Source organism: Alteromonas sp. ABH4_452, from assembly GCF_056311825.1.
The window spans coordinates 2,222,410-2,240,084 of the sequence record NZ_CM149973.1; the positions used below are offsets into that span (position 1 = coordinate 2,222,410).

Below are 17,675 nucleotides of genomic sequence, written 5' to 3' on the forward strand. Positions count from 1 at the left end.
CGTGTTGCCTGCCCTTAATTAGTTTGTGAATTTAGCTGTTGTAATAGCTTCTCAGCTAGCAGTTCGTCAGAGAATGGGTTTTGGCCAGTAATAAGTTCACGGTCTACTACTACATTTGGCGCCCACATTTCTTTGTATTCCATATTTCCACCCGCTTGCGTCATGGCATCTGCTGGGTAGTATAATAGCTTTGCATCATCTAAAGTGCTTTCAAAATACTCTTCTTCTGGTGTAGAGAAGATTGTCATTTTGTAGCCTTCATAAATCCAATTGTCAGATGTGGCTTGCTCGTCTGTTTTCAATGCCAGCTCAAATGCCTTTGGGTTAGATTGCCCAGAAAGTAAGGCGATTGGGCCATGGCAAATTGCGGCAGTGGGTTTTCCTTCATTGTGAAAGTGAGACAAAATCTCGCCCACTTGAGGGTTGTTTGCTAAATCGATAAGCGGAGCATGCCCACCGGGGATAAATACACCCTCAAACTCATCAAGCCCTTTTGCAATAACTTCATTTAATGACAATGTGTCATTAATTCCATCTATTGATGCAACAAATGTTTGAATATCTCGCATTTGTGATTCGCCGCCATCAAAGTACTGTGGAATAACAGACTTTTTATCTACCGCTGGCGCATTGCCTTTAGGTGTTGCCAATACTAGCTTGTAGCCCGCATCTACTAAAGCCTTAGCTGGCACGCCAAACTCGTTGAGGTAGTAGCCGGTAGGTTCGGTTTTCCCTTCTGCAAGCTGCATTACATTTTCGCTTGAAAGTAGAACAAGCACTTCGCCTTTACTGGCTTTTGATGACTGAGCGTCTGCAGCATATGCCGACTGTGATAACCCAGCGATGATGGCAAGTGATAGAATTGATGATGATGTTTTCATGTGCATTTCCTGTCGCATTTGAAAGTGCGTGCATCTTAGAGTTATTGGTTTAAAAGCAGAAGTCAGATAAATTATGATGAGTCATCAAAAATCTGATGGGTGGAAAGTCATGTCTTACCTAACACAGTTAAAAACCTTTGTAGAAGTTTATCGAAGCGGCAACATCACACGTGCAGCATCGCGGCTTCATATGTCGCAGCCTGCAGTGACTTCACATATTCAGGCAATGGAGCATATTGTCGGTAAAGAGTTGTTTGTACGCAAAGCTCGGGGCGTTGAGCCTACCGCAATTGCCGATGATTTAGCGCTACAAGTAGCCAGTCACATAGATACACTAGAACAAAAAGTAGCATCTATTCGAAGTCGCGCATCTACCGACCACGGTACCTTGCACTTAGCCGGCCCAGCAGAGTATTTAAGCTTTGTTGCGGGCCCTGCGTTGGCCAATTTACTTCAAGCAGATAAAGTAAATTTAGTAATCCATACAGGTAATAAAAATAACACTTATCAACTGTTAGAAGACGACGTCGCTGAACTTGCCATCACCGCATCTGAGCCTACAGAAGCCACGTATGAATATCAGATGTTGGACAAAGAGCGTTTAATTTTAGTGATGAACCGGGTTCAAGGTAAATTAATTGGCGATAAAGAGATTACGGCGTCATTATTGAATCAACACAAGGTAGTAAGCTATGACGAGCAACTACCGCTTATTCGCCGATATTTTTCAGAAGTGTTTAATGCACCATGCGAGTCACCTGTAGCCGCAATATGCCCAGATATTCGCGCCATAAGTAGTATTATAAAGGCTGGTATAGGCTATTCCGTGTTGCCGGATTACCTTTGTAAAGAAGCCATCGCCAAAGGTGAACTTATTCCACTTGGAAAGAGTGGGCCTGAAAACGAGATTTACTTGGTATGGAAGAAAGGTGCGCTGCGACATCCTAGAGTAGACTTTGCGAAAGACGTGATAATGGCATTTGCCAATATTAATTATCTAGCCAGTTACCCAGACTAACTTGGAGATACACAGTGCGACACGCAGAAATGTGTGTTGCACTGTGACTAAAATAAGCTTTTTATAGGGGGCAGTTTAAAACGTGCCAACAACCTTTACTTGGTCGTCAACTTTGCTCTCATCGATAAATCCAATTGTATTTGGATTTGTCGCAACTAATTTCAACATTTCATCTTCCGATGCAATCATCTCAGGTGGTGTACCGCGACCAGTAAAAACTAGCTTCGACCAAAATGCAGAATATTGTGATTCCGATTTTCCTAACACACTGTTATTAAAAGCATCTCTCGCTGCATTACCTTGCTCGAACGTGAGTGGAATGGCGCGGTTGCCATCTGGAAATGCTTTCACCTTTCCCAGGTAAATCTTTTTCACTGTGTCGATATCTATACCTGAATTGTTGTTGGCATTTACAATTACAGCAGTGCCCGCATAAAGTGGTGCCGATAAAATTAAAAACAGGGCTGCAATTATCTTCATTGGTATTACCTTTAGTCCTTTCTCTGTCAGCTAAATTGCTACGTTGATAAACTGCAGAGACATTATTGTGAAAGGGCACATCACCCTTTGAGAAGTATAACCAAGATTTGTAATTTGTCGCACTTCAACAAAAGGTGAAATTTCCAATTTAAGGAGAGAAAAAAACGCTATGGCAAAACCCAATGCAAAAGGGCCGGTGAAAACCGTTCAGATCTTTTGCGCCAAATGTAGATTCCAACTACTTAAATACCGAAAAGGTGGCAAGGGAGCTTTGGTGAAATGCTTTAAAGAGCGGATTGTTGAAGACTACACTAATGAAGAGGGGATCTGCCCATCATGTAATGTTCAGTTTGCCAGAAATACAATGATTCGGGGAACTCCCGCGCTTAAAATAGTGGGCGGTAAAGTGCATATGAAGTGACATTTTGAGATTGTGACAAGGTTTCAAGAAAGGTGTCGTAACGCACAAATAAAGTCATTATTTTTGTTTTTGCGGAAATTTTGAAAAATTAATCATTTGGGCAATTTGCACTGACACAAAAATTGCCTAGATTTATAAAATAACTCGTGAGCCCGCTAAAACGAAAAGGCAAGCGTGTATGGTATGGATTAAAAGTCAAAGGAGTGAGTTATTACCTAACTGTTAACCTGAGATGTTGCATGTCCATTCAAAGAAAATTTCTGTTCTCGGTTTCTGCAGTCATTGCCTTGTTCGCACTGATTGTAGCAATTATCACTGTGGTCACCACCTCGTCGTCTATTTCTGAGCTTGTTAAAGAGCAGAAGAAAAACACTGCCGACCGCTTAGTCAACATTCTAACTGTGACCGACGCCATTATGCTTGAGCGAGTGAAGAGCAGTATGGCGCTACTGAAGCAGCGAGGAGAAGCCTTAGGTGCTCCCAATCAGGGTGACTACATCAATGTAAAAGCAACGCAGGCACTAGAGTTAAGGCTAGGGAATGTTCCGCAAGCAAACGATTTTGAGTTAGTTGATGGGTTGACCAGCGTAATGGGAGGTACAGCAACGCTTTTCAGTAAAACCGGTGATGACTATATACGAGTGAGCACAAACGTCATCAAAAATGGTGAGCGAGCAATAGGCACTAAATTAGCACCGTCGGGGAAAGCGATTCAGAAAATAAATCAGCAGCAAGCTTACTATGGTGCAGTGGATATTCTAGGTAGCCCCTATCTGACAGGTTACGAACCCATGTTTGACGCCAGCGGACAAGTGGTAGGTATATGGTATGTGGGATATTCTGCAGACCTTCATGTTTTAGAGCAAGCGATAAAGCAAAGTCATGTTTTAGAGGATGGATTCGTAGCGCTACGAGATGCAAAGGGTAACATTCGCATGCATTCATCGCATGTTACCGATGCAAACGTAACCCAAGCCTTGAATCAAAATGAAAATTGGATTGTAGAAGTGGTGCCTTTTTCTAAATGGGGCTATGACATCATATTAGCTGCGTCAGCTTCCGAGAAAGCGGCGATGGTTAGCAGATCGGTGATAACTGTAGTGCTCAAAATTGTGCTGGCCAGCGCGGGGGTTTTACTCACTGTTTGGTTATTGGTGAAATATATCGTTGGAAAACCACTCGATGAGTTTATTGGTGTGGTTAATAACCTTTCAACCGGTGAAGGAGATCTTACCTTTCGCTTTGAGGCAAGCCGCAGTGACGAGTTTGGTACCATGGCTAAAGCCTTCAATGGTTTACTTACTCAACTACAACAAACACTTCAAAGCGTGGATGAAGCCACTGATAATATGTTGGCAAAATCAGAAGCGCTAAATACTACTGCAATGAGTTCTAAGGAGACCGTTTCGAAGCTTAGTCAAGAAACCGAATCCATCGACAACGCGATAACGTTGATGCAGCAAAACGCACAAAGTGTTTCTACTACTATAAGAAGCTCGAGTGACGCAGCTAGTGCTGCTGATACGGATACAAGAAACAGCGTGACCGTTTTGTCTGAAACTATCAAAGATATCCAATCGCAAGCGAATGACGTCGACGCATCAGTGCAAGTAATCAATGAACTAGCACAGGCCAGCGAGGAAATCAGTGGCGTTATGGAAGTCATTAGAAACATTGCAGAGCAAACCAATCTGCTTGCACTCAACGCGGCAATTGAAGCGGCCAGAGCAGGCGAACAGGGGCGGGGCTTCGCTGTGGTTGCAGATGAAGTGCGTTCACTAGCTAGTCGTACGCAGGCTTCAACGGAAGAGATCCGCATTATGATAGAAAGGCTACAGCAAGGAAGCCGTATTGCTTCTGAAAAAATGCAACTAAACAAAGAAACCGCGTTTAAGACTGTGGAAACCACAAAGCACGCAGGTGAGTCGTTAAACCAAGCGCTAGAGGCTGTCGCTAGAATCACTGCGCTGAACGAGGATGCCGCTAATTTGGCAGAAGGACAAACTTCAGTTGCTGCCGATGTAAACAGAGGGGTGAGCAGTATCCAGCAGGTAGGCCAAGCCAATACAGACTACGCTAAAGAGGTCGTTGATAATTGTGAAGCACTAGTGCAGCAAATAAAGACCATGCAAATGCAATTGCGCCGCTATCGGTTCTAAATTCCCATTCGAGGGAAAAACCATTATTCAGTGAAAAAGCTGTAAAAACTGTTTTCCTGCAAATCCGTAAGCGACAAAGAGGCATCATTAATAAAAGTAAGTCAGTGCGTCTAATGTCCATCACAGAATTAAAGAGTGCTTTATAGGTGCTCTTTTTTTGTGCATTTAAATTGTAACATGTGCAAGATTACAGCATGGAAATGTTTCAAAACTGAAACAACTTAGTAATGTTACAAATCAGCTTTTCCTGTACCAAAGTTTAGTCGAGTTAATGAATAAGTAAACTTATTTTAAAGCTGTAACTTGTTGATATATATAGCGTGTGACGTTTATATTATTATTTTCATTAAGTGCTTGCTGCGCATACGTATGTATAAGAATTTATACCTTCCTTATACAAATAAAGCGGAAAGCAAAATGGTTAATGAGGGTAACACACAAAAGTATAAGCTGAGTAAATCAGCGAAAGTTGTCAACGCGTTGTTGGCAGGGGCATTGTCACTGGGCGTAGTATCACTTAATGCATCGGCCGACACGGTTTGGCAGGAAGATTTTGAAGCGGCCGAGCTACAAGATAAAGGCGCAACTGGGTCTAATCCAGGCGGAGCAGTTCTAGATCTTGAAGGCGTAGAGCGTTGGTCAATTGACGTTTCCGCAGGCGCATTAACTGCAGCTACAGATTGGTTTCGTGTAGAAAATGGCGCCATGCAAGCCCGCGATGTGGATGGCGAAGTTGTTTGGTTGAGTGAATCAATCGATATTGCTAGTGCCGGTGAAATCACTATTAATGCAGCACTTTCTCAAAGTGGTACGTTTGAAGCGGCAGATTACGTCGACGTATTTTACTCACTAGATGGCGGTGCTTTCGAGCTTATAACGCTTACTGAAGGTACATCCAACACTGTACAAGATGATTTCGGTAGTGCCACGATTAATAAAACAATTGGAAGTGGTAGCTCATTAGTATTAAAAGTTGCCATGTCTAATAACGCTGGCTCAGAATACTTAAATTTGGACAGTATTTCAGTTATCGGCGATGGCGCCACCGGTGGTGGTGACAACGGCGATGGGGGCGATAACCCCGATAATGGTGGTGAACCTTCTAACGAACTCCTTTTCTTAAGCGGTACGTGCTTTAACTGCCCAGATTTAGAAGCAGTTAATATTGCGAGCGATTTTGTGGCGTCGGACTACTATGCCGCTTTAGATGCCGCTATTGCAAACGGCGATAGTGCACAAACCCTTAAAGAAACAACACACAACATCATTGAAAACGGTCATCGCACACTATCATACTCTGAGGTGTGGACTGCACTTACCTATACCGATGAAGACCCTGCAGATACTGACAATGTTATCCTATTTTACAAAGGGATATCACAAGGTAAGTTTACGAACGGAAGCGGTAGCCAAAGCTCTAACCAAGAAAATTGGAACCGCGAACATGTTTGGGCAAAAAGCCACGGTTTTTCAAGTACAAGCTTAACTGCATACAGCGATATTCTTCATCTGCGTCCCACAGATATTTCAGTAAATAGCTCGCGCGGTAATCTAGACTTTGACTTCAGCGATAGCGCACTTGCCGAAGCGCCTGAAAACCGTGTTGATAGCGATTCTTTCGAGCCGCGCGATGCAGTGAAGGGTGACGTAGCTCGCTCTATGCTTTATATGGATGTGCGTTACGACGGTAACACCGCAGGTGATACCGAAGAAGATTTAGTATTGCTAAACCGCTTAACGTCTACCGACGAAGCGGCATTTGGTAAGCTTTGTGTGCTGCTTCAGTGGCACGAGAGCGATCCAGTCGATGAATTTGAGCGCCGCCGTAACGAGCGTGTGTTTGAATTCCAAGGGAACCGTAACCCGTTTATTGATAAGCCCGAACTTGCTTCACTTATTTATAACGACAGTTGCGACGGTACAGGTGGTGATACCGGCGGTGACACAGGCGGCGATACAGGTGGTGACACAGGTGGTGAAACTGGGCCGTCAACCAATAGTGTTTACATTTCAGAGTATATTGAGGGTGGTAGCTTTAATAAAGCGATAGAGCTTTTCAATAGCTCGACTCAACCTGTGAGCTTGTCTGGCTACGAGTTAGTTTTACTTTCAAACGGTGATACTGCCGACGCCGACCGTAAAGTACTGGCGCTTGAGGGTGAAATTCCTGCAGGTGGCGTAGCAACATTCGCTCACGCCGACGCTGATGCCTTACTTACAACTGGCTCTACACTCAGCAGTTTCGTAATGAACTTCAACGGCGACGATTACGTTGAGCTTGTTTACAACGGGCAAGTAGTAGATGCATTAGGTACTTTTGGCGTTAAGACTAATTGGGGTAAAGATGTCACGTTAGTACGTAAGAGTTCAGTAACAGGCGGAAACCCTAATCGAAACCCTGCTTTTACTCTTGATGAGTGGGATAGCTTTGCAAAAGATACGCTAAGTAATTTTGGTTCTCACAACGGTTCAGTAAGTGAGCCAACAGACCCAACCGACCCTACAGACCCAACCGATCCAATTGCTGAAGTAGTACTTATCAGCGCAATTCAAGGCGACGGTGAAGAATCAGCGCTAGTCGGCACGGATGTGTTTGTTGAAGCAGTAGTCACCAAAGTTGTACCTGCCATGAGCGGTTTCTTTGTTCAGGAAGAAGCAAGTGATTCAGACGATAACCCGGCAACTTCTGAAGGTGTGTTCGTTTACGCAGGCTCATTTAATCTGCCAGAAGCAGGGGATGCGGTGCGTTTGCAAGGTACAGTAGGCGAGCGCTTTGGTGTAACCCAATTAACCCTGTCTGCAGAACTCGAGGTTACGGGTGTAGGTAGTAATGTGCTTTACACACCTGTTGCTATGCCATTTAGCCTTGATACTGATTTAGAAGCACTAGAGGGCATGCATATTAATTTTGAGCAAACCCTTAAAGTTTCTGATATCTACAATCTTGGACGTTATGGTCAGTTCAACGTGTCTTCAGAACGCTTATTCATTCCTACTAATCAGTTTGTAGCGGGTTCACAAGAAGCGTTGGCACTAGCCGAAATCAATGCACGAAATACCTTATTGGTTGATGACGGAGAAACATCACAGAATTTGGATGATATTCCTTTCCCTGTAGGTGGTTTGTCGCACAACAACCCTCTACGTTTGGGCAACAGTATCGAAGCTTTGGAAGGTGTTTTACATTACGCCTTTGGTGCTTACAACCTTATTCCTGTTGGTGATATTCAAACCGTAGGCACTAACCCACGAATTGCTGCACCACAGCTCAATGCTATCGGTGATGTAAAAGTGGCTAGCTTTAATGTGCTTAACTACTTCAATGGCCCGGAATTCCCCACATCTCGTGGCGCAGATTCAGTTGCTGAATTCGAGCGTCAGAAAGCGAAAACCATTGCAGCTATTGTAGCTATGAATGCTGACGTACTTGGCCTTGTTGAAATTGAAAACGATGGTTACAGCAGTGAATCGGCGATTGCGACATTGGTTGACAGCGTTAACGCTGAACTCGGCAGCGATGAGTACAGCTATGTTGCATTAGAGTCTCAACTAGGCGGTGATGAAATTGCTGTAGGTATTATCTATAAACCAGCAGTAGTTTCGCTACAGGGTAACCCTGTGACTTCATCTGACGCGCCATTTGACTATGGCAACCGTCAACCTTTACTACAAAGCTTTAATGTAAACAGTAACGGCGAAGACTTTACCTTAGCGATAAACCACTTTAAGTCAAAAGGAAGCTGTGGCAGTGCTACAGGCAATAATGCTGATTTAGGTGACGGTCAAGGCTGTTGGAACGAACTTCGTACCCAAGCAGCACAAGGCCTAATTTCTCTTGTTGAGCAAAACAGTGATGTCTTGTCTGACCGCGTTGTCGTAATGGGTGATTTGAATGCCTATGCGAAAGAGGAACCTATCCTTGCGCTTGAAGAGGCTGGCTACAGTAACTTGGTTAACTTCTTTGATGGCGATAGTGCATATTCGTATAGCTTCGGCGGAGAAGTAGGTTATCTCGATCATGCCTTATCAAGCCCTTCATTAACTGAATATGTGGTAGATGCAACGGTATGGCACATTAATGCCGATGAACCTCGCGTGTTCGACTATAACGTTGAATATAAGACTGAAACCCAGCTTTCTAGTTACTACGGCGCTGATGCGTATCGCTCGTCAGATCACGACCCAGTACTTGTCGTATTGGATTTCCCTGAAGCGAGTGAGCCAGAGCCTGTAGTAGGCGACATGGATGGTGATGCAGATGTAGATTACAACGACATCACTGCTTTATATGGTCTTTTACTAACCAGGCAGGCATCGCTACAGGCTCACGATTTCAACAATGACGGCGTGTTAAATATCTTCGATCTCTATGCACTAATGTCATTGTGTACACGCAACGCTTGTGCAGTTGGTTAATAGGATAAAAAGATGAAAAAGTTATTTTTAATGCTTATAGCAGCGGTAACGCTAAATGCTAATGCTGCAATAATTGAAATATCAACAGACAAAGCCAGCTACGATATTGGTGAAACCATTACGGCCACTATAAGTTTGTCTAGTTTGTCTAATGTTGGGTCATTGCCCACGTTGTTTGATGTATACAATACTGTATTTAGTTTTGATACATCATTACTGAGTTATGTTGCGGGTAGTGCAGCGTCTCAAGGCCCATTTGGTGTACTTGGGCAAATCGCTGATCCGTTTGGGTTACCTATGCCATCACCAGTGATAGAGTTATTTCTTCCACTGATTGAGGGTAACATAGCGACGGTAGGCTCTTTTGCTGTCCAAGGGCCTGGCATCGATATAGGGTATCAGTTTCAAAACGTGATAAACGACCTGTACACAGTGCAGTTTATCGCAAATGCAGTAGGGAGAGCATCATTTAGTCCGCTTTCAGCTTCGCTTGGCTTTGGCGGAACGCTAGGTGGGGGCATTCCTCAAGATATCGAATTTAAAGGGGCGAACTTTGATATTACCCAAGTACCTGCACCAGGTACCTTTGTGCTATCGCTACTGGCGTTAGGTGGTATGTTTTTCGCTCGTAAGCGTGCGAAGTCATAAACCATAAATGCTAAAAGTTTAAGCCCAGCCAAGTGCTGGGCTTTTTTATGTCTTTTGCTATTTACATGCGGCTTTAAATGAACCACACTGAATAAAAATACAATAAGTGCGCACCATGTTAGAAACCATTTCTTTTTCTCAACGCCAACGACTGGCGTATATCGATTTCTGCCTTTTGTTTAAAGGGGCTATTCATCGCCAGGATTTAATAAATCGTTTTGAGGTAGGGCTATCGGCAGGCTCTCGTGACTTTACTCTGTATAAAGAGCTCGCGCCCGATAACTTAATCTACGATCCAAGGGAAAAGCGTTATTTTCAAACAGAAAGCTTCGTTCCGGTTTTTGAACACGATGCAAAACGTACATTGGTAAAGCTTGCTAACGATATATCGGACGGTTTCGATGCTATTGGCGATGTACATTTCCCCGTAGAAAGTGCGTCTTCGCTGAACGTACCTGATATTTTTGTGGTAGCGAAAGTAGTACAAGCCATAGTCAACAAAAAGGCGATGAGCGTTATTTACACATCGCTGTCTAGTGGCAGTGGCGCACGTGAACTCGTGCCTCATAGTATTGTTGATAACGGTCAGCGCTGGCATGTGCGCGCCTTCGATAGAAAATCACAAAGTTTTCGCGATTTTGTGCTCACAAGAATTAGTAAGGTTACAGTTAAAACTGAGCCTGAAACTCGTGAATGCATTGAACACGATGAAGAGTGGGGAAGACTTATTTCTCTTGAAATAGTGCCTCACCCGAAGAATATTAAATATTCTACTGCGATAGAGCTCGACTACGCCATGGAAGAGGGAGTACTCAAATTAGAGGTACGTGCGGCTATGGCAGGGTATTTGTTAAGGCGTTGGAATGTTGACTGTACAAAGCATGCCAGTTTACGCACCGGTGAATACCAGCTTTGGCTTAGAAATCAGCAGAGCCTAGCAGACACTGATAACCTTGCTATTGCCCCAGGATATATAGGGGAACAAGAAGCCTACACTGTGTAGCAGTCGATTGCTTGAGTTAAGACTAACGGCTAAACATAACTAAGCCCGGAGTATTATTGTGTACGTCACCCAATATATTTTTTAACGGTAGTTAATAGGGTGTCTTTATCCAATGGTTTTGCTAGGAAGTCATCCATGCCTGCGGCCAAGCATTCTTCTTTGTCCTCGGCAAATGCGTTAGCGGTTAGTGCTATGATGGGGGTGTTGGACTCTAAGGTTTTTCTCAAAATAATTGAGGCTTCAATACCGCCCATAATCGGCATGTTACAATCCATAAGTATCAGGTCGAAGTTGTGTCGTTTACATATTTCAACGGCATCTTGGCCGTTCTTAACATGCAGATATTTGTACCCTTCAGTCTGCAATATAGCTTTGACAATCTCAGCGTTAATTTCGTTATCTTCAGCCAATAGTATCCGTTTCTTTTTATTGAGTTCTTGAATCTCTTGGCGGCTAACAGGCTTTGTTTCAATCAACTTACTTAAATCATTTTCCAGTTCACGTCGGTTGATTGGTTTTGCATGAGTCTTCCAAATACTTTCGAGTATTTCGTGTTCGTCTTCCAATCTTTCTAGCTCAGCCGAAATTAATATTACTTTAGGAAATTTGGGCGGTTTTAAATTTTTAAGATGATGAAGTAAATCTACGCCGCTCATTCCTGGCATAGAAAGGTCAAGAATTATGACATCAAAATTAAACGGTTTGTCATCTAAAAATGCTTTCGCACTTTCATAGCTACAGGGCTTAATCGACATAGACGCAACGATGTGCTCAAAGTATTCGCGACTGGTTTGTAGGTCGTCAATGATTGCACAACGCAAGTTAACGCTAGGCACAATATCGATTTCTGGGAGCTGTGCTTCTCTTGTCAGCATTGTGAAGGTAAATGTACTGCCTTGACCTGAGAATGAGACCACATTTATGTCGCCACCCATTAAGTTAGCTAGCTGTTTTGCGATACTTAGCCCTAGCCCTGTGCCACCAAATTCTCGTGTTGTAGATTGGTCAGCTTGTTCAAATTTTTTAAAAATGTTCTCTAGCTTAGAAGAGGGAATGCCAATGCCTGTATCGATAACATCAAAGATAAGGCGATTGCCATTTTCATGTTTAGCGTGTGTCACTTTTAGCGTTACCGAGCCTTCGGCCGTAAACTTAATCGCGTTGCTTAGCAGGTTGTGTAAGATTTGCGCTATTCGCGTTATATCACCTTGAATAACATGGGGAAGATTAGCGTCTTTTAAATAGTGAAATTCGAGCCCTTTACGCTGGCAATAAACCCGTTGTAACGACACCACATCGTCTAGTATTTGTAATAAATCAACAGGGGCTTGTTCTATCTTGATTTTGCCAGCCTCTATCTTAGATATGTCGAGAATGTCATTAATCAAAACTAATAGCTGCCGGCCGGCTGTTTTAGCCTTTTTTAAGTACAAGTTACTTTTTTCCGGATTATCGATCGCCAGCTCTATCATGCCAAATAAACCATTCATAGGCGTACGTAACTCATGGCTCATGCTTGAAAGGAATTCTGATTTTGCTTTACTGGCTTTCTCGGCTTTTTCTGCGGCATTTTGTGCTAATTCTTTCGAGTGCTCTAGCGCGTTAATAGAGCGTTTAACCTGACGCTCCATAGGAAAGAAAATAAGCGCGGCTTCTATAACCAGTAGAGCAAGTGCTGCAAGCCACAGGTACATTTCAATAGTAAGGACGGTATCTACACGTGATGTTGCGTCCTGTTCGAATTGGTTCACAACATTGTCTAGCTGCTGTAGAAGCGACGTAAGCTCTTCAACCGGCATAAGGGAAGTCGTTTCGCAACGTGCATTTGTTAACAAGGTCTCAGCTCTATCGACGAAGTTTTTAACTTTTGCATCTAGCTGTCCTTGCTGAAAATAAGTATTAAAGATTTGAATTGGCAGATGTTCTAAAGAGGTAAGATACTTATGATTTTGTTCAAATTTAGCAAGGTCTTGCTTTAAATAGCCTAATTCTTGGCTGTTTCCACACAATGTCGATGAAGTTGCCAGCATCGCTATGCGTTGCGACAGCATACGCTGCTGGCCTGCAATATTGATAATTTCACCATCTTGCTTTTGTTCTTTAATTAACCCTGAAAGAATTAAAAAAGACAAGGTAATCAGCGATGCTGTTAGCGCTAAAGCAACAATATATCGAAAACGTATGGACATAAGGTAAAGAAATGCACAGTGGTAACTAAAAGATAATAGATGCCAAGTGGTTACGCAATGTGCTGAGCAAATTACTTTTTTAAGTGACCCTATTCATCATCGCTTGGAAAAACGTTTGGCTCCCAGCCACGCAATACCGCGTCCTTAGTGTAAAACTCTGCTTCTTTATCGTTTAGAAAATGGGAATCAATTGCAGGTGATGCGGCTTCTTTAGATGCACCATCTCCAAAAGATTGGTATTCGGAAAACCGTGCTTCTGTGTGGGGACTAAATGGTCTCTTTGTACCTTTTGGTGTAGTCCCTCCCATAGTAGTCCATCGAGTTGGAGTAATATGAGTGTCCATATAGGTATTAATAAAGGTCGCTTTGCCTACAGCGAAAGGGTTTGCATAACGGCCATCTGAAAAGGTGGTTGTTGGGTGCCAAGGCCTTCCTAGTGCCACGCTTTCATCTGGAACATCGTTTTCTCTTTCAAGCCTACAGTTATTGAAAGTAAGTCCATATGGGCGCTGTAAATGGGTGCTTGGGGCGGTTATGTAGCCCGTAAGTCCTTCGCTGTCACCACCTGAATGACGTGCTCGTGAGACAATTGAAACGCTCTCAAAAAATGCTGTGCCCTCACCAAAAATGAAGTCAATATGTCCTGCTATTGTTCCGCCTTCAATCAAAGCGCGGTCACCTTTTAAATAGAGGGTGTCTTGATAACCCCAGAGTGCCACATTTTTAAGGTAAGTGCGATCTGAGTTCACATCGGTTTTAAGCGCTACTGCCTGCGTACCTGATAACCGAGTAGGGTCATCTTTTGCTTTGACCTCGTTACCGGGATAATCAAAGTCATTGGCGATTGTAATATTTTCGATAGTGATGTTATCACCTAAAATCTCTACCGTGGCAGTGCGGCGGGTTCCCCATTTTTCTTCAGAGTTCTCTGCGACCTTTTGACCTGCATATCGATTGAAAACGACAGTCGTTGTTTCTTGCGACTGGCCTACCAAGTGGACATTATTAGCGTTAATGACGACACGTTCTCGATAGATGCCTTCGCTTATAAAAACGGTCCACACTTTGTCTTTTTGTGGCTCGTGAGATTCGATATAAGCAACAGCTTCGGACACAGAGTTAAAATGAGGTAACGATTCATTAGTCAAGTTACTGTCATGTGATTTAGCTACCACTACATCCGTCGTTGCTGGCATTGCCACGCTTAATCCACTGAAAAATATACCCGCCAGTAACACAAAGGCTAAACTGAGAGTGACTCGTGCTTTATCAAATTCCATAGTATTTATTCTACAACCCACGCTCGTTAAACGGTTGATTATTAATAAACACATTATTTATAGAAAGGTGCGCTACATTTTCGATAACGGTATCTTTAAGCGCACGCTTTATCGTTATGTTATTTAACGTCAAGCCGGAAATGGGCGTATGGTCATACCCGCGAAGTACAAAGGCTCGGTTAGCAGAAGCAACGTTCAAGTTCTCTATGGTGATATCTTCTAATACAGGAGGGAAGTTGCCTGCATCACCTTCTTCGTAAAAGAAATTCACGACAACGGCGTCTTTCACCGTCCCAATATCGATATTGCGATAGTTTAGATTTTTTAGGTGACCACCCCGAATACTGTTGGTTTTAATTCTAATGCCGCGGTCTAAATCTGGGCTACTCATGGTGCAATACTGCGCATAGAGATTCTCTACACCGCCGGATATCTCACTGCCGATTACAACACCGCCATGCCCCGCCTTCATCTCGCAATGTTCTATGACAATATTGCTGCAGGGAACATTGACCCTTCTGCCGTCTGCATTACGTCCAGATTTAATGGCAATACAATCGTCCCCTGTATCAAATGTACAGTTAGATATAAGTACGTTTGTGCAGCTTTCGGGGTCGCACCCGTCGGAATTTGGGCCGAAACTTTTACAGTACACATCGTTTACGGTGACGTTCTTGCAAAGCACAGGGTTAACTAACCAAAATGGAGAACGCAGAATGGTAACGCCCTCAATAAGTACATTTTCACAGCGGTAAGGTTGTATAAACGGAGGGCGCAGGTAATTATTTTCAAAAACGCGGTCACTAACGGGTGTTCCGTTTTCTACCATTTGCTGAAGCGTATCTCTGGTGTATTTTTGGTTTTCAACCGGATCGTCACCCCATGTTGAAGCCTTCCACTTACCTTTCCATGGCCACCAATTGTCTTTCGCCGCGCTACCGTCAAGCGTACCCTTGCCGGTAATTGCGATATTACTTTGCTCAAAAGCATAAATAAGAGGGGAGTAACCCATCAACTCCATACCTTCCCAGCGAGTAAAAACGTATGGTTTGTAATCATCAGGGTTTGTAGAAAATCGAATTGTTGCGCCTGCGTCAATATGCAAGTTTATATTCGACTGTAAGTGAATTGGGCCGCTGCATAGCCAGTCGCCTTTTGGCACAACCACTTTGCCACCACCTTGGCGTGCGACTTGGTCGATAGCTGCATGTAATGCTTGCTTAAAGTCACTGCCATTTTCATTTGAAAAGTCGGTAACATTAGCTTCGCGCTTTGCAAAGGTAGGGCGCTTTATCATCCCTTTAATAAGGTTTGCTTCAGCGTCCCACTGGCGTTGAGTCCTTCCCGTTTCGGTCACACTTGCACATCCAGATAGAAATGTAGGAACACTTACAGCCATCCCAGAAGCTGCTACAGTGGTGGCGAGACCGGACTTTAAAAAATGTCGTCTAGTGCTCGTTGACTTAGGTTGGGCCATCATAGACTCCTTGCATTACGATATAGTGCTTTCTACTTATTTAGGTAGTGTGCGGCCAGAATAAATGGGCCTACACCTTTCGCGTCGTTTGCTCTGATTGGCTCGCTCATGTAGTAGTCGAATGAACCATCTCTATATGGATTTCCACCAAGGCCAGCAACAGCGCAAACCTGTTCAAGGCTGATTACGTTAGTTTCTGGATTAACCGAAATCATTTGATCAAGGAGTCCTGCAAACCCTTTTTCTGCATGAGCTTTGTATTCCTTAGAAAGAAACTTAAGGCTTGCACCTTTAGCCATAGCGTAGGTCAACATTGCTGTACCTGATGCTTCAAGGTAGTTTCCTTCACGGCTTCCCAAGTCAGTAACCTGATACCAGGTGCCTGAATTATGTTGATAGGTAAGCGTAGCGTCGATAAACGCTTTAAAGCGCGCTTTTAGCCACGGTGTTTTTGGGTGCTCTGCAGGAACAACTTCTAGCACATCCGCCATTGCCATAGCATACCAACCTAGCGAACGTGACCAGTGATGTTGAGAAAGACCTGTTTCTTTATCAGCCCACTTTTGCTTTTTAGATGCGTCCCAGCCATGCAAGGGGAGGCCTGTTTTTTCGTCGTAAAGGTGCTCTTCAATGAGTTCAAATTGCAAAAATACGTCGTCTAGCTCTTTCATATCGCCGTACTTAATAATGTATTCAGCGTAGAAGGGAGCCCCCATGTATAGGCCATCAAGCCACATTTGGTCTGGATAGCGTTTCTTGTGCCAAAAACCGCCTTGCTCTGTACGCGGGTGGTCAGTGAGTTGAGTTCTTAAAAGATCGGCTGCCTTTTTGTATTTAGGGTTGCCAGTTTCTTCATAAAGAAAAAATAACACCTTACCCGGGTTAACCATATCAATATTGAACTTGTTGATATCGTATGTCTTAATACTTCCGTCATCTTGAACCAGCATGTCGTAGTAGCCTTTTACATAAGACAGAAGGCGAGGATCTTTAGTATCTTGATACACTTCTGTTATCGCGAGAAGGTTGAGACCATGAACGTAGTCCCATTGTGGCGTCTCGTCCCAATCGATTTGCCAAGCTTCAGGAAAGCGCACCATTTCAGACTCTATCATTCTCATAGACCACGATTGCGTGTTATCAAGAGGCATTTTCACCCAATCATTTGCATCAGCAGCCGAAGAAACAAACGCCGTGCAAGCTATAACGGAAGCGGCGCGTAGAATACCTTTTAGCATAACAAACCCTTATTTTTATAACATTGTAAATACACTCTGTGCTACCGGTAGCATAATGATTTTTATTTGCCTGCATGTCAACGAAATTATTTATATTTTTTAACTTTTATTTTACGTCAAGTAAAAGCTGTAAGTTTTAACTAAGTATATGTATATAAGAGATTAAATTTAATCTTTTCTCTTCATTTGGCTTAGGTCTAGATTGCCTTTTGCGATCAATATTATCTTCTGAACTTATACATATAATAAATTTTTTCAATAAAATAGTTGCCACCGGTAGCATAACTAATTAGGATGTAAATCAAATGTAAAGCTTGAGTGTTTTTTCGGGGTTTACATTATTGCCGAAGGGAAGTTTTTGCGTTGATAAAAAATAGAGCTGTACCCTGCAATGCTTCTTATTCATGGTTTTGGTGGTTACAAAACCACTGTAGAGAATTAATTAGAATTGACGCGTTTTCGCTT

At 43.2% G+C, this 17,675-nt stretch carries 12 protein-coding genes; 6 read left to right on the forward strand and 6 right to left on the reverse strand.

The window, feature by feature from the left end; all coding sequences use genetic code 11:
• Positions 1–14: 14 nt before the first annotated feature.
• On the reverse strand, positions 15–881 hold the full coding sequence (locus ACYX4N_RS09475) for a type 1 glutamine amidotransferase domain-containing protein (protein WP_476056384.1): 867 nt from the start codon (positions 879–881) through the stop codon (positions 15–17).
• Between the two features lie 109 nt (positions 882–990).
• Here ACYX4N_RS09475 and ACYX4N_RS09480 point away from each other — a divergent pair, with 109 nt between their 5' ends.
• Positions 991–1,899, forward strand: a complete 909-nt coding sequence (locus ACYX4N_RS09480) for a LysR family transcriptional regulator (RefSeq protein WP_476056385.1) — start codon at positions 991–993, stop codon at positions 1,897–1,899.
• Between the two features lie 75 nt (positions 1,900–1,974).
• Here ACYX4N_RS09480 and ACYX4N_RS09485 read toward each other — a convergent pair whose 3' ends face one another.
• A complete protein-coding gene (locus ACYX4N_RS09485) occupies positions 1,975–2,379 on the reverse strand; it encodes a type 2 periplasmic-binding domain-containing protein (RefSeq protein WP_474806144.1) in 405 nt (134 codons plus the stop codon).
• 169 nt (positions 2,380–2,548) lie between these two features.
• On the opposite strand from ACYX4N_RS09485, the gene ACYX4N_RS09490 reads away from it, so the two are divergent.
• The 5 genes from ACYX4N_RS09490 to ACYX4N_RS09510 all read left to right on the forward strand — a co-directional run bounded on the left by ACYX4N_RS09490 (position 2,549) and on the right by ACYX4N_RS09510 (position 11,026).
• On the forward strand, positions 2,549–2,800 hold the full coding sequence (locus ACYX4N_RS09490; protein WP_474806145.1) for a hypothetical protein: 252 nt from the start codon (positions 2,549–2,551) through the stop codon (positions 2,798–2,800).
• Between the two features lie 239 nt (positions 2,801–3,039).
• On the forward strand, positions 3,040–4,959 hold the full coding sequence (locus tag ACYX4N_RS09495) for a methyl-accepting chemotaxis protein (protein ID WP_476056386.1): 1,920 nt from the start codon (positions 3,040–3,042) through the stop codon (positions 4,957–4,959).
• Between the two features lie 417 nt (positions 4,960–5,376).
• Entirely contained in the window at positions 5,377–9,375 is a 3,999-nt protein-coding gene (locus ACYX4N_RS09500) for an ExeM/NucH family extracellular endonuclease (protein ID WP_476056435.1), read from the forward strand.
• Between the two features lie 12 nt (positions 9,376–9,387).
• Positions 9,388–10,023 carry a PEP-CTERM sorting domain-containing protein gene (locus tag ACYX4N_RS09505; protein ID WP_476056387.1) on the forward strand — a complete coding sequence of 212 codons (636 nt, stop codon included), beginning with the start codon at positions 9,388–9,390 and terminating at the stop codon, positions 10,021–10,023.
• 115 nt (positions 10,024–10,138) lie between these two features.
• On the forward strand, positions 10,139–11,026 hold the full coding sequence (locus tag ACYX4N_RS09510) for a WYL domain-containing protein (RefSeq protein ID WP_476056388.1): 888 nt from the start codon (positions 10,139–10,141) through the stop codon (positions 11,024–11,026).
• 65 nt (positions 11,027–11,091) lie between these two features.
• Here the strand turns inward: ACYX4N_RS09510 and ACYX4N_RS09515 are convergent, their stop codons facing one another.
• The 4 genes from ACYX4N_RS09515 to ACYX4N_RS09530 form a co-directional block, all read right to left on the reverse strand.
• Positions 11,092–13,215, reverse strand: coding sequence for a response regulator (locus tag ACYX4N_RS09515; RefSeq protein ID WP_476056389.1), 2,124 nt, complete (start codon positions 13,213–13,215; stop codon positions 11,092–11,094).
• An 89-nt stretch (positions 13,216–13,304) separates the two neighbouring features.
• Positions 13,305–14,495, reverse strand: a complete 1,191-nt coding sequence (locus ACYX4N_RS09520) for a pectinesterase family protein (protein ID WP_476056390.1) — start codon at positions 14,493–14,495, stop codon at positions 13,305–13,307.
• Between the two features lie 10 nt (positions 14,496–14,505).
• Positions 14,506–15,972, reverse strand: a complete 1,467-nt coding sequence (locus ACYX4N_RS09525) for a glycoside hydrolase family 28 protein (RefSeq protein ID WP_476056391.1) — start codon at positions 15,970–15,972, stop codon at positions 14,506–14,508.
• A gap of 32 nt (positions 15,973–16,004) precedes the next feature.
• Complete coding sequence (locus ACYX4N_RS09530) at positions 16,005–17,210, reverse strand: glycoside hydrolase family 88/105 protein (protein WP_476056392.1); 1,206 nt, start codon at positions 17,208–17,210, stop codon at positions 16,005–16,007.
• Positions 17,211–17,675: the final 465 nt, after the last annotated feature.

What these genes read in the sequence shown, in the direction of transcription:
- ACYX4N_RS09490 (WP_474806145.1), top strand. Translation starts at nt 2,549, where the DNA reads ATGGCAAAACCCAATGCAAAAGGGCCGGTGAAAACCGTTCAGATCTTT.
- ACYX4N_RS09520 (WP_476056390.1), bottom strand. Translation starts at nt 14,495, where the DNA reads ATGGAATTTGATAAAGCACGAGTCACTCTCAGTTTAGCCTTTGTGTTA.
- ACYX4N_RS09505 (WP_476056387.1), top strand. Translation starts at nt 9,388, where the DNA reads ATGAAAAAGTTATTTTTAATGCTTATAGCAGCGGTAACGCTAAATGCT.
- ACYX4N_RS09515 (WP_476056389.1), bottom strand. Translation starts at nt 13,215, where the DNA reads ATGTCCATACGTTTTCGATATATTGTTGCTTTAGCGCTAACAGCATCG.
- ACYX4N_RS09495 (WP_476056386.1), top strand. Translation starts at nt 3,040, where the DNA reads ATGTCCATTCAAAGAAAATTTCTGTTCTCGGTTTCTGCAGTCATTGCC.
- ACYX4N_RS09525 (WP_476056391.1), bottom strand. Translation starts at nt 15,972, where the DNA reads ATGGCCCAACCTAAGTCAACGAGCACTAGACGACATTTTTTAAAGTCC.
- ACYX4N_RS09530 (WP_476056392.1), bottom strand. Translation starts at nt 17,210, where the DNA reads ATGCTAAAAGGTATTCTACGCGCCGCTTCCGTTATAGCTTGCACGGCG.
- ACYX4N_RS09500 (WP_476056435.1), top strand. Translation starts at nt 5,377, where the DNA reads ATGGTTAATGAGGGTAACACACAAAAGTATAAGCTGAGTAAATCAGCG.
- ACYX4N_RS09485 (WP_474806144.1), bottom strand. Translation starts at nt 2,379, where the DNA reads ATGAAGATAATTGCAGCCCTGTTTTTAATTTTATCGGCACCACTTTAT.
- ACYX4N_RS09510 (WP_476056388.1), top strand. Translation starts at nt 10,139, where the DNA reads ATGTTAGAAACCATTTCTTTTTCTCAACGCCAACGACTGGCGTATATC.
- ACYX4N_RS09475 (WP_476056384.1), bottom strand. Translation starts at nt 881, where the DNA reads ATGAAAACATCATCATCAATTCTATCACTTGCCATCATCGCTGGGTTA.
- ACYX4N_RS09480 (WP_476056385.1), top strand. Translation starts at nt 991, where the DNA reads ATGTCTTACCTAACACAGTTAAAAACCTTTGTAGAAGTTTATCGAAGC.